Source organism: Actinacidiphila sp. DG2A-62 (genome assembly GCF_035825295.1).
In the GTDB taxonomy this organism is placed as follows: domain Bacteria; phylum Actinomycetota; class Actinomycetes; order Streptomycetales; family Streptomycetaceae; genus Actinacidiphila.
Genome location: NZ_JAYMGI010000002.1, coordinates 6,406,094 through 6,418,450, shown reverse-complemented (window position 1 = coordinate 6,418,450; position 12,357 = coordinate 6,406,094). Strand labels below are relative to the sequence as shown.

Annotated in this window: 8 protein-coding genes and 1 pseudogene; 5 read left to right on the top strand and 4 right to left on the bottom strand. The window is 72.5% G+C overall.

Features of this window, described 5'->3' with window-relative positions; genetic code table 11:
* Positions 1–265 precede the first annotated feature (265 nt).
* Positions 266–727, bottom strand: a complete 462-nt coding sequence (locus VSR01_RS28930; protein ID WP_326452012.1) for a MarR family winged helix-turn-helix transcriptional regulator — start codon at positions 725–727, stop codon at positions 266–268.
* Between the two features lie 38 nt (positions 728–765).
* Here VSR01_RS28930 and VSR01_RS28925 point away from each other — a divergent pair, with 38 nt between their 5' ends.
* Both VSR01_RS28925 and VSR01_RS28920 read left to right on the top strand, forming a co-directional pair.
* Positions 766–1,812, top strand: coding sequence for an NAD-dependent epimerase/dehydratase family protein (locus VSR01_RS28925; RefSeq protein WP_326452011.1), 1,047 nt, complete (start codon positions 766–768; stop codon positions 1,810–1,812).
* Between the two features lie 448 nt (positions 1,813–2,260).
* A pseudogene (locus VSR01_RS28920) lies at positions 2,261–3,213 on the top strand (IS481 family transposase).
* On the opposite strand, the gene VSR01_RS28915 reads toward VSR01_RS28920, so the two are convergent.
* The gene (locus VSR01_RS28915; RefSeq protein WP_326452010.1) at positions 3,194–4,555 is read right to left on the bottom strand and encodes an MFS transporter; all 1,362 of its coding nucleotides are present in this window, start codon (positions 4,553–4,555) and stop codon (positions 3,194–3,196) included. The pseudogene VSR01_RS28920 and the gene VSR01_RS28915 sit on opposite strands and share 20 nt — an antisense overlap.
* Positions 4,556–4,878: 323 nt before the next feature.
* On the opposite strand from VSR01_RS28915, the gene VSR01_RS28910 reads away from it, so the two are divergent.
* On the top strand, positions 4,879–5,475 hold the full coding sequence (locus VSR01_RS28910; protein ID WP_326452009.1) for a hypothetical protein: 597 nt from the start codon (positions 4,879–4,881) through the stop codon (positions 5,473–5,475).
* Between the two features lie 37 nt (positions 5,476–5,512).
* Here the strand turns inward: VSR01_RS28910 and VSR01_RS28905 are convergent, their stop codons facing one another.
* Both VSR01_RS28905 and VSR01_RS28900 read right to left on the bottom strand, forming a co-directional pair.
* A complete protein-coding gene (locus VSR01_RS28905; RefSeq protein WP_326452008.1) occupies positions 5,513–7,330 on the bottom strand; it encodes an ABC transporter ATP-binding protein in 1,818 nt (605 codons plus the stop codon).
* A 106-nt stretch (positions 7,331–7,436) separates the two neighbouring features.
* A complete protein-coding gene (locus tag VSR01_RS28900) occupies positions 7,437–9,332 on the bottom strand; it encodes an ABC transporter ATP-binding protein (protein ID WP_326452007.1) in 1,896 nt (631 codons plus the stop codon).
* A 407-nt stretch (positions 9,333–9,739) separates the two neighbouring features.
* Between VSR01_RS28900 and VSR01_RS28895 the strand changes: the two genes are divergently transcribed.
* On the top strand, positions 9,740–11,833 hold the full coding sequence (locus VSR01_RS28895; RefSeq protein ID WP_442785715.1) for a M4 family metallopeptidase: 2,094 nt from the start codon (positions 9,740–9,742) through the stop codon (positions 11,831–11,833).
* A 206-nt stretch (positions 11,834–12,039) separates the two neighbouring features.
* Positions 12,040–12,246, top strand: a complete 207-nt coding sequence (locus tag VSR01_RS28890; RefSeq protein ID WP_326452005.1) for a cold-shock protein — start codon at positions 12,040–12,042, stop codon at positions 12,244–12,246.
* Positions 12,247–12,357 lie beyond the last annotated feature (111 nt).

Sequence of the window (12,357 nt, the reverse complement as noted above, 5' to 3'; positions counted from 1 at the left end):
CTTTGAAGTGACGGCCGGTTCAGGCGGTGAGGCTGTATTTTTTGCTGACTGCGGGGAGGTGGAGACGCTGGTACTCACGGACAGTGTGGGACCTCTTGCAGCCCTCGATGCTGCCATTCCTGATCAATGAGTGCCTGCGCCCCATAGGCCGGCTCGCGGAGCTGCCGGTTACTCGGCCCGAGAATGCACCCCGGCTCCGCAGCCGTCACCACAGCGCTCACCTCAAGATCATCTCGCGCATCGGCAAGCGCCCTTGGGACGGCACTCAGCGCGGCCGCTGCATTTTCGTCAGCAGCGCGAGCAGGGTGTGCTGTTCCTCCGCGTCGAGACCAGTGAAGAGGCCGGAGGCGTGAAGCCGCGTTCTGAGCACCTCCCATAGTTCGTGCCCGCGTTCCGTCAGAGCCAGGTTTCGCTTGCGGCCGTCGACGGGGTGCGGTTGGCGGGCAACGAGTCCCGCTCTCTGGAGTTTGTCGGCAGCGAGACTGACCGTCGAGGGATCGCAGCGGAGGCGGGCCGCGATGTCCCGCATCGTCGGCGGCTCAGTTCCCGGCGCAAGCGCCCACAGCGTGCTGGCGACGGAAGCCGGCACTCCGTACTCGCCGAGCACCCGGGCTACGACTGCGTTCGCGGAGCTCCCCACCTCCACGAGAACACGAACGATCTCGGATTTCCGCTCGACGTCCTCACGGCGGGTCGTCGGCGTCGTCACGTCACGGGCAGTGGTCATGGGGCCATGTTACGCTCGTAACATCAATGAGAAACTCAATGATTATGGAGGATCGAATGGCGCACGGTCACGAAGATGAGACGGTGCTCGTTACCGGCGGAACGGGCTACCTGGCAGGCTGGGTGATCGCGGGCCTGCTCCAGCGCGGCTACCGGGTGCGTACCACCGTGCGCAGCCTCGGCAAGGCGGAGCAGGTACGTGCCGCCGTCGGCGAGCGCGCGGGCGCGGAAGCGGCCGGGACCATCGAGTTCGCTGTCGCTGATCTCCTCAGCGACGAGGGCTGGGACGGGGCCTTCGAGGGCGCCCATTACGTGATTCACACCGCGTCGCCGATGCCCTTCGACCCGGGCGTAGATCTCATCACGACGGCCCGCGAGGGCACCCGTCGCGTCCTGGGTGCCGCCGCACGCGCCGGGGTGAAGCGTGCCGTGCTCACGTCTTCCGGCATCACGGCCGGTGCGGGTGACTCGGGCACGCCCGCGACCGAAACGACATACGCCGAGCCGTCCGGCACCCCAGCTCACGCGTACCCGGACTCCAAGATCCTCGCTGAGCGCGACGCATGGGAACTTGCTACCGCGACTGGGCTCGAACTGTCCGCCGTCCTGCCGACGTTCATGCAAGGCCCCCCGCTGGGCGCGCGGAACGGGGCAGGAACGACCGACGTGATCCGCCGCCTGCTCGCCCGGGAAATCCCCGCCGTTCCGAACATCGGATGGAATGTCGTCGACGTCCGTGACGTCGCCGAACTGCACATTCTCGCCATGACGAATCCAGCCGCCGCAGGCCAGCGTTTCCTCGCTTCGGGCAGCTTCCTGTGGTACCGGGACATCGCCCGCATCCTGCGCGACAAGCTCCCGGACGAAGCCGCCAAGGTGCCCACGCGCACCATGCCCGACATCATCGTCAAGCTGCTCGCTCGGCGGAACCCGCAGCTGGCGATGGTCCGCCCCCAGCTCGGCCGCAAGAGGCTCGTCGATAACAGCAAGGCACGTACGCAGCTTGGCTGGCAGCCTCGCCCCACCGAACAGACGATCACCGACACTGCCGCCGTGCTCACGGCTAAAGACTCGGCAAGTCGGTAACTGCCGCCACCGCTGCGCCCCAGGAACGAAACCGCGGCCGCGATGTCACTACGTCAGCCGGCCTCACGGCTTGATCCCGACCGCCACGTCAGAGGATCCGCACCCAACCAGGAATATGCGTCCGGCTGGTCGCGGCACCCCAGCACTGGCTGCGCCCGCATGGGGCATCGGACGATGTTCTGAGCCTGGCCGCTCTCGCGTCCGGGCGCGGCAATCCGAAGGCCGTGGCCGATCATCTCAAAACGTTCTTCGCCACCGCGTAAAGCCGACGGCTCGGGCGACGGTACGTGGTGCGGCGAGATCATGCCGTCCGACCTGCCTTCGCCCTTGCTCACAGCCCTGGCACCGCTTCTCGACGTCGCGAACAACACCACCCCACCCCGGCTGGGAGTACGGGACTCGCCCGTGCGCCCGGCCATCGTCATTCTCAGACTCAGAGAGACCCCGCATGGTCCACCGGAACGCGCCCTTGACCGAGACCGGCCGCCTGCGCCTGGCCCGCTGTGTCGTCGAGGACGGCTGGCCGCTGCGGCGGGCCGCTGAACGCTTCCAGGTCTCACCCACCACGGCCCAGCGGTGGGCCACCCGCTACCGCGAACTCGGCGTGGCCGGCATGACCGACCGCTCCTCACGGCCTCAGCGCAGCCCACGCCGGACCCCCGCCCGAACCGAGCGCCGGATCATCAAGGTCCGCATCCTGCGCCACTGGGGCCTGCTCGCATCGCCTACCTTCTCGGACTGAACCCGGCCACCGTCCACCGCGTCCTGACACGCTACGGTCTCGCCCGTCTAACCCACCTGGACCGAGTCACCGGCCGGGTCATCCGCCGCTACGAACACGCCACCCCGGGCGACCTCGTACACGTCGACATCACAAAGCTCGGCAACATCCCCGACGGCGGCGGTCACAAGGACCTCGGCAGGCAGGCGGGCCGTAAGAACCGCGCGAAGGCGGGCATGAGCTTCCTGCACAACGCCATCGACGACCACTCCCGGCTCGCCTACAGCGAGATCCTGATCGACGAGAAGAAGGAAACTGCCGTCGGATTCTGGCAACGGGCCCACACATTCTTCGCCACCGCCGGAATAACCGTCCGCCGGGTCCTGACCGACAACGGGTCCTGCTACCGATCCCGCCTCTGGCGCAACTCACCTGCCGAGCAGGGGATTTCACACAAGCGGACCCGCCCCTACCGCCCCCAGACCAACGGCAAGGTCGAACGGTTCAACCGCACCCTTCTCGACGAATGGGCCTACGCCAAGCCCTACCGGTCCGAAGCTGAACGACGCGATGCCTACCCTCTCTGGCTGCACACCTACAACCACCACCGCGGGCACACTGCGCTGAAGGGCCAACCACCCGCCAGTCGCGTCACCAACCTCACGGGTCAGTACAGCTAGCGGGCGCGGGGGCCGCGGGATCGGGAGCGCCCGGCGCAGGCGCGGGGGGCGGGCTCTCCGGTCCGTCCGCCGGGTCCGCGGCTCCGCCCCGGTCCGCGCCGCGGACCTCGGGGACGGCGAGGACCACGGCCACCGCGGCGACCTGCCAGGCCGCGCCGAGGGCCAGGACGCGCGGCGCGCCGGCGAGGGCGGCCAGCGGTCCCGCGGCGGCCAGTCCCGCGGGCCCGAGGACGAACGCCCCGAAGCTCTCGTACGCGCTCACCCGCGCGAGCGCCTCACGCGGCACCTGCCGCTGGATGGCGGTGGTGGAGAGCGCGCCGGACACCGCCGCGCCGACGCCCGCGGCGAACGCGCCCGCGCAGATCCACGGCAGGCTCCGGCCGGCCGCGAGCGCCGCGGGCGGCAGCGCGAAGCCCAGCGAGGCGGCGGTCGCCGTGAACACCGGCCGGCGGGGCCGGCGGCCGAGCAGCGCCAGGCCGCCGGCCACCGCGCCCGCGCCGTACACCGCCATGACCACGCCCCACGCGCTCGCGCCGCCGAGCCGGCGCTGCGCGAGCACCGGTCCGAGGACCAGGAACGGCGCCCAGACCACGAAGTTGAACAGGCAGTAGTGCACCGAGGTCACCCACACCCACGTACGGGACCGGAACTCCGTCCAGCCCTCGCGCAGTTCGGCCGCGAAGGACGCCGTGTGCGCGGCCGGCGGCGCGGTGCGGGGCAGCAGCAGGAGCGCGACGACGCTGGCCGCGTAGCTCGCGGCGTCCAGGGCGAGCACGACGGCCGCGCCCACGGCCGCGGTGAGCAGCCCCGCGAGCACCGGGCCGACGATGGACGCGCCGGAACGGACCATGCCCAGCAGCGCGTTGGCGTCGGACAGCACCGCGTCGCGGGTGATGCCCGGCACCAGCGCGCCCAGTGCCGGGGTGAACAGCGCCTCCGCCGCGCCCCAGAGGGCGACCAGCGCGATCAGCGTCCACAGCGCGGGGGCGCGGGCGAACAGGACGGCCGCGAGGCCCGCCTGGGTGAGGCAGCGCACGGCGTCGGCGGCGAGCATCACGCGGCGGCTGCCGAGCCGGTCGGAGACGACGCCGCCGACGAGCAGCACGAGCACGAGCGGCAGCGTCCGCGCGGCAAGCACCGCGCCCACCTCCGTGCCCCCGCCGCCGGCGCCCAGGACCGCGAAGGTCACCGCGACCGACGCCATGGACGAGCCGAGCAGCGAGGTGGCGTAGCCGAGGAAGAAGCGGCGGAAGTCGCGTTCGCGCAGGACCGCGAGCCGGGCGGCGGGGCCGGGGCGGGAGCCGGGAGCGGGGCGGCGGAAGCGCCGGGAGGTGTCGGGCATGGGCGCAGCGTGCGGGGGCCGGACGCCGACACGCCAGACCCACGGCGCCAAGATATGAGTCGCCTCGGATCAAGGCTAAGCTCAATGTGGGTCGAGTCGAGAGGTGTTTACTGCGGTTGTGGACGGATACGGGGAGCTGTCGCGGCGGACGGGAGGAGTACGCCGATGAGCCGGCCGGTGGAGTACGCGGTCGCCGTGGAGCGGTTCCTCACCGGGGCCGCGCTCGGCGAGGGGTCGCGCCGCGTGTACCGCATCGCGCTCACCACCTGGGCCTGGGCGCTGGTGGACCGCCCCGCGCCGGCGGGCGGAGCCGGCGCGGCGCGGTGCCGCCGGCCGTTCCGCTGGCGCTGCTGGAGACCCCGCGGGCCCGGACGCGGCTGCGGGCGGCGTTCGCGGCGCGGGCGGCGACCGCGGGCGCGCGCACCGCCAACCGCGAGTTGTCGATCCTCACCGCGGCGCTGTCCTGGTGGCGGGAACAGGGCTGGCTGGCCGGCGATCCCGCGGCCGGACTGCGCCGCGTCGCGGTGGCCGAGCCGCGCGGCGGGTCCGGGCTCGACGCCCGCCAGGTGCGGGCCGTGCTCGACCTGCCCGTCCCGCTGCGGGAGAAGGCCCTGTGGCACGTGCTGCACGAGTCGGGCGCGGCGATCGAGCGCGTCCTCGCCCTCGACGTCGACCACCTGGACCTGCCGGCCCGGCGCACCCGCGAGCACGGAGACACCGCGCTGCGCTGGGGCGACGGCGCGGCCGGGTTGCTGCCGCTGCTCGTCCTCGGGCGGGTGCGCGGGCCGCTGTTCGCGACGTCCCGCGGCCGGCTGTCCTACCGCCGCGCCGCGGAGGTCTTCACCGCCGCGACCCGCCCCCTCGACCCGCGCGGCCACGGCTGGACGCTGCGCCAACTGTCCGCGCCGGCCCGCGGGTAGCGGCGGACGCAGGCCCCGGTGGGCCCGGGCTGTCCGCTCAGACCAGGCTGTCGCGCCAGGCCTGGTGCAGGCCCGCGAAGTGGCCGGAGCCGGCGATCAGGTCGGCGGGCGGGCCGTCCTCGACCACGCGGCCGTCGCGCATCACCAGCACCCGGTCGGCGATCTCCACCGTGGACAGCCGGTGCGCGATGATCACCGCGGTGCGGCCGCGCAGCACCGTGTGCATGGCGTGCTGCACCGCCCGTTCGCCCGGCACGTCGAGCGAGGAGGTGGCCTCGTCCAGGATCAGCACCGCCGGGTCCGCGAGCAGCGCCCGCGCGAACGCGACCAGTTGGCGCTGCCCCGCGGAGATCCGGCCGCCGCGCTTGCGCACGTCGGTGTCGTAGCCGTCCGGGAGCGCGGCGATGAAGTCGTGCGCGCCGATCGCCCGGGCGGCCTCCTCGACCTGCTCGCGGGTGGCGTCGGGGCGTCCGATGGCGATGTTGTCCGCGACCGTGCCGGAGAACAGGAACGCCTCCTGGGTCACCATCACCACCCCGCGGCGCAGGTCGGGACGGGCCAGGTCGCGCAGGTCGGGACGGGCCAGGTCGCGCAGGTCGACGCCGTCGAGCAGCACCCGGCCGTCGGTCGGGTCGTAGAACCGGGCCAGCAGCTTGGCCAGCGTCGACTTGCCCGCGCCGGTCGCGCCGACCACGGCGACGGTCTGGCCGGCCGGCAGCGTCAGGTCGAACCGCGGCAGCACCTCGCCGCCGGTGCGGTAGGCGAACCGCACGCCGTCGAAGACCACCTCGCGGCCGGGCAGTTCGCCGCCGCGCTCGGGCAGCGGGCGCGGCTCGCGCGGCTCGGGCACGGTCGGCTCCTGGGCGAGCAGCCCGGCGATCTTCTCCAGCGAGGCGGCGGCCGACTGGTAGGAGTTGAGGAACATCCCCAGCCGGTCGATCGGGTCGTACAGCCGGCGCAGGTAGAGCACGAACGCGGCGAGGACGCCGAGCGCCATGCCGCCCTCGGCCACCCGGTAGGCGCCCCACAGCACGATGGCCGCGATGGTGATGTTGGCGATCAGGCGGGAGCCGACGACGTAGCGGGCCATCTCCAGGATGGCGTCGCCGTTGGCGCGCTCGTGGCGGCGGTTCAGCTCGGCGAAGGCCGCGTCATTGGGCTCCTCGCGGCGGAACGCCTTCACCGGCCGGATGCCGTTCATCGTCTCGGTGAACTTCACGATGACCGCGGCGATGGCCGTCGAACGTCTGCGGTAGGCGATCATCGAGCGGCGCTGGAAGATCCGGACGGCGACGTAGAGCGGCCCGTACGACGCGAGCGTGGCGAGCGCGAGCCGCCAGTCCAGGAAGAACAGCAGCACGCTGATGTACACCGCGGAGAGCACCACCTCGACCAGTTCCTCCAGGCCGTCGGTGAGCAGTTCGCGGATCGTCTCGACGTCGGAGGTGGCGCGGGCGATCAGCCGGCCGGAGGTGTAGCGCTCGTGGAAGTCCAGGCTGAGGGTCTGGGCGTGCCGGAAGATCCGGCCGCGCAGGTCCACCAGCACGTCCTGGCTGACCCGGGCGGCGACCCGGATGAAGCCGCGCTGCAGCACGCCGGCGGCCAGTCCGCAGGCCAGGTAGCCGCAGGCGACGGCGATCAGCGCGCCGTGCCGGCCGTGCCGCACCTGCGGGATGGCGTGGTCGATGGCGTACGCGACGAGCAGCGGCCCGGCCTGGACCGCGGCCTGCTGGACCAGCAGCAGGACGGTGCCCAGCCAGACCCGGCGCCGGTGGTCGTGCAGCAGCGAACGCAGCAGGGTGAGCTGGGCGTTCTTGGGCGCGGGCAGGACGTCCGCGGCGAACGGGTCGGCCACGGCGGTGCCGGGCGCGCCGCCCCCGTCCAGGCCGGCCGCCTCGCCGGCTCCTCCCCCGGCTGCGTCGTCGCCGCGGCTTCCGCCTCGGGCTGTTCGGCCACGGAAGTCATCGTGCGTCGCTCCTCTCCAGGCCGGCGGCCTCGTCCAGGTCCGCGGCGTCCGGGGTGTCCGCGGCGTCCGGGGTGTCCGCGCCGCCCGGGGACTGCGAGGTCTCCGCCGCCTCCGCGTCGTCCCCGCCGGACATCAGGCGCCGGTACTCCGCGCTGTCCCGCAGCAGTTCGGCGTGGGTGCCGACCGCCGTGACGCGGCCGCCGGACATCAGCGCGACCCGGTCGGCGAGCAGGACGGTCGACGGCCGGTGCGCGACGACCAGCGCGGTGGTCCGGCGCAGCACCTCCCGCAGCGCGGCCTCGACCAGCGCCTCGGTGTGCACGTCCAGCGCCGACAGCGGGTCGTCCAGCACCAGGAAGCGGGGCCGGCCGACCACCGCGCGGGCCAGTGCGAGCCGCTGCCGCTGGCCGCCGGACAGGCTCAGGCCCTGCTCGCCGACCTGGGTGTCCAGTCCTTGGGGCAGCCGGTCGACGAAGTCGCACTGGGCGACCTCCAGCGCCCGCCGCACCTGCGCCTCGTCGGCGCCGTCCGGACCCGCGCCCATCAGGACGTTCTCCCGCACGGTCGCGGAGAAGAGGGTCGGCTCCTCGAAGGCGACCGCGACCAGCTCGCGGACCCGGCCCACCGGCAGCTCGGCGATGTCGGCGCCGTCCAGGGTGATCCGGCCGCCGGTGGCCTCGTGCAGCCGGGGCAGCAGCGCGGTGAGCGTGGTCTTGCCGCAGCCGGTGGCGCCGACCAGGGCCATGGTCTCGCCGGTCCGCACGTGCAGGTCGACGCCGGTGAGCAGGTCGGGAGTGCCGTCCGGGGCGTCGGGGTAGCGGAAGCGGACGCCTTCCAGCCGGATGCCGTCGGCGTGGTGCGGCAGGTCCGCTCCGCCCGGGTCGGTCTCCGCGGTGTCCATCGCCTCGAAGTAGCGGTCGGCCGCGGTCGCCGACTCGTTGGTCATGGCGAGCAGGAAGCCGATGGACTCCACCGGCCAGCGCAGCGCCAGCGCGGTGGACAGGAAGGCGACCAGGGTGCCGGCGGACAGCCGGTCGTCGGAGACCTGGAGGACGCCGACGACCAGGGCGGCGCCGATCGCGATCTCGGGCAGGGTGATGATGACCGCCCACAGGTCGGACAGCAGCCGGGCCTTGCGCATCTCGGTGCGCCACAGCCCCTGCGTCTGGTCGCGGAAGGCGCGGGCCTGGCTGCGGTGCCGGCCGAACGCCTTGACGATGCGGATGCCGAGCACCGACTCCTCGACCAGCGTGGCCAGGTCGCCGGCCTGGTCCTGGGCGCGGCGGGCGGCCAGCGCGTAGGAGGTCTCGAAGTACGAGCAGAGGACGACCAGCGGCACCGCCGGGGCCAGCAGCAGCAGCCCGAGCAGCCAGGACTGGACGAACAGGATCGCGAAGCCGATGACCACGGTGGCGGTGTTGACCACCAGGAAGACCAGCGGGAACGCCAGGAACATGCGCAGGATCTGCAGGTCCATGGTGGCGCGCGACAGCAGCTGGCCGGACGCCCAGCGGTCGTGGAACGCCACCGGGAGCCGCTGCAGCCTGCGGTAGAGGTCGGCGCGCATCGCCGCCTCGACGCCGGCCAGCGGCCGGGCCACCAGCCAGCGCCGAACGCCGAACAGCCCGGCCTCCAGCAGGCCGAGGACCAGCACGAGCAGGCCGCCGATCCAGATGCCGCCGGTGTCGTGGTCGGAGATCGGTCCGTCGACCATCCACTTGAGCACCAGCGGGATGAGCAGCGCCATGCAGGAGGCGACGATCGCGACGGCCGCCGACCAGCCGAGCCTGGCGCGCACGGGTCTGACGTAGGGCCACAGCCGCAGCAGCGAGCGGACGGAGGAGCGGGAGGGCGGGCGGACGGGCGCGGCGTCGGGGGTCGTGGCAGGCATCACCTCACGACCCTAGGGGCCGCCACCGACAGCCTCACCTGGTTTTCCCCGCCGGCCGGGCGTCCGCCGGCGCACCCCCCGCGCCCGCCGCGCACGCGCCGCGCCCGCCCCCCGCGCGCCCACGTCGCAGCCTCCCCGCGCCCGCTATACGGATGCCCGAATCCGCTCATCGGACGACTTTCGGCCAAGTTCAGGCCATGTCAATGACATGGACAGGTAAAGAATGCCACCCTGTGGGCCGTCCCACCACACCCGCACGGTTCACCATCGCCCGGGCACCCCACCGACCCCACACGGCCCGGACTGTCCCGGCCGCCACAAGCGGCCGCCGCAGAAGGAGTTCACCAGTGCGCAGATCCCCCCGCACGACAGCCGCCGCCGCAGGCGCGCTGATAGCCGGCGCCGCCATGGTCGCGGTGGCCTTCCCGGCCGGCCCGGCCGCGGCGAGCGCCCCGGCCGGCGGCACCGCCGCGAGCGCGGCCCATGTGCAGCCGCGCGCCGGCGCGCTGCCCGCGTCGCTGTCCCCCGCCCAGCACGCCGCCCTGATCGCCCAGGCGCAGTCCGGGACGGCGGCGGCCGCGTCCTCGCTGCACCTGGGGGCGCAGGAGAAGCTGGTCGTCAAGGACGTCGTCCAGGACGCCGACGGCACCACCCACACCCGCTACGAGCGCACCTACGCCGGCCTGCCGGTGCTCGGCGGCGACCTGGTCGTGGCGCGGGACGCGGCCGGCGCCACCACCGGCGTCGACCGCGCGACGAACGCGGTCATCTCGGTGCCGACCACCACCGCGGCCACCTCCGCCGACGCGGCGAAGGCCGCCGCGCTGTCCACGGCGAAGGCCCAGGGCGCGACCGACCCGGCCGCGGCCGGCGCGCCGCGCAAGGTGGTCTGGGCCGCTTCCGGCACCCCCGTGCTGGCCTGGGAGTCGGTGGTCGGCGGGTTCCAGGACGACGGCACGCCCAACCAGCTGCACGTGATCACCGACGCCGCCACCGGCAAGAAGCTCTACTCCTACCAGGGCATCGAGACCGGCGTCGGCAACAGTGAGTACAGCGGCCAGGTGACCATCGGCACCACGCTGTCGGGCAGCACCTACCAGCTGCTGGACAACACCCGCGGCGGCCACAAGACGTACAACCTCAACCACTCCACCTCCGGCACCGGGACGCTGTTCACCGACGCCGACGACACCTGGGGCGACGGCAACGGCACCACCGCGCAGACGGCCGGCGTGGACGCGGCGTACGGCGCGCAGGAGACGTGGGACTACTACAAGAACACCTTCGGCCGCAACGGCATCGCGAACGACGGCCGGGCCGCCTACTCCCGCACCCACTACGGCAACAGCTACGTCAACGCCTTCTGGGACGACTCCTGCTTCTGCATGACCTACGGCGACGGCAGCGGCAACGCCCATCCGCTCACCGCGCTGGACGTCGCGGGCCACGAGATGAGCCACGGCGTCACCGCCAACTCCGCGGGCCTGAACTACTCGGGTGAGTCCGGCGGCCTCAACGAGGCGACCTCGGACATCATGGGCACCGGCGTGGAGTTCTACGCGAACAACGCCTCCGACCCGGGCGACTACCTCATCGGCGAGAAGATCGACATCAACGGCGACGGCTCGCCGCTGCGCTACATGGACCAGCCGAGCAAGGACGGCGGCTCGAAGGACTACTGGTCCTCCAGCCTGGGCGGCCTGGACGTGCACTACTCCTCCGGCCCGGCCAACCACTTCTTCTACCTGCTGTCCGAGGGCAGCGGCGCGAAGGTGATCGGCGGCGTCAGCTACAACAGCCCGACCTACGACGGCCAGTCGGTGCCGGGCATCGGCCGGGCCAACGCGCTGAAGCTCTGGTACAAGTCGCTGACCGAGCGCTTCACCTCCACCACCAACTACGCGGCGGCGCGCACCCAGTCCCTCCAGGCCGCGGCCGACCTGTGGGGCGCGGGCAGCGACACCTACAACACGGTGGCCAACACCTGGGCGGCGATCGGCGTCGGCAGCCGGGTGGGCGGCGGCGGTGGCGGCGGTGGCGGCACCTGCACCGCGGCCCAGGTGCTGACCAACCCGGGCTTCGAGTCCGGCAGCACCGGCTGGTCCGCCAGCTCCGGCGTGATCGACAACAGCACCGGCGCCCCGGCCCACTCCGGCTCCTACAAGGCCTGGCTGGACGGCTACGGCAGCACCCACACCGACACGCTGTCGCAGTCCGTGACCATCCCGGCCAGCTGCACCAGCGCCACCTTCACCTTCTACCTCTACGTGACGACCAAGGAGACCAGCACGAGCACGGCCTACGACAAGCTCACCGTCGCGGCCGGCTCCACCACCCTGGCCACCTACTCCAACCTCAACAGCTCCAGCGGCTACGTGCAGAAGAGCATCAACCTCTCCTCGTACGCCGGCCAGACCGTCACGCTGAAGTTCACCGGCACCGAGGACTCCAGCCTCGCCACCTCCTTCCTCGTCGACGACACCGCCCTCAACGTCAGCTGAGCCGGCCGGTCCCCGGCCGCGCACCGGCTGACACGTTCACCTGAACGGCCCAGCCGTACGGCACACCGCGACAGGCGCCGCCCCCGCCGGGGCGACGCCTGTCGTGTTTTTTGCCTGATTTCTCCGGTGTGGGTGAACATGTCCGGCTATTCCGGTCCGTACAGTGCGGAGCTGGAAACTCTGCCCCACCCCGTAGGAGAAGAAATATGGCAACCGGAACCGTGAAGTGGTTCAACTCGGAAAAGGGCTTCGGCTTCATCGAGCAGGACGGCGGCGGCTCCGACGTCTTCGCCCACTACTCGAACATCGACGCCCAGGGCTACCGGGAACTGCTGGAAGGCCAGAAGGTGGTGTTCGACGTCACCCAGGGCCAGAAGGGCCCGCAGGCCGAGAACATCCGCACCGTCCACTGAGACCGGAGTCCGGACCGGACCGGACCGCTGACCGGACAGCCGCGACCCGACCGCTGAGGCCGGACGGCTGAGACCGGACCGCACGGGCGCGGCGGGAGCAGGACTCCCGCC

Bases quoted from the DNA above. Each gene is read 5' to 3' on its own strand.
- VSR01_RS28930 (WP_326452012.1), bottom strand. From the start codon at position 727: ATGACCACTGCCCGTGACGTGACGACGCCGACGACCCGCCGTGAGGAC.
- VSR01_RS28915 (WP_326452010.1), bottom strand. From the start codon at position 4,555: ATGCCCGACACCTCCCGGCGCTTCCGCCGCCCCGCTCCCGGCTCCCGC.
- VSR01_RS28900 (WP_326452007.1), bottom strand. From the start codon at position 9,332: ATGCCTGCCACGACCCCCGACGCCGCGCCCGTCCGCCCGCCCTCCCGC.
- VSR01_RS28895 (WP_442785715.1), top strand. From the start codon at position 9,740: ATGGTCGCGGTGGCCTTCCCGGCCGGCCCGGCCGCGGCGAGCGCCCCG.
- VSR01_RS28925 (WP_326452011.1), top strand. From the start codon at position 766: ATGATTATGGAGGATCGAATGGCGCACGGTCACGAAGATGAGACGGTG.
- VSR01_RS28890 (WP_326452005.1), top strand. From the start codon at position 12,040: ATGGCAACCGGAACCGTGAAGTGGTTCAACTCGGAAAAGGGCTTCGGC.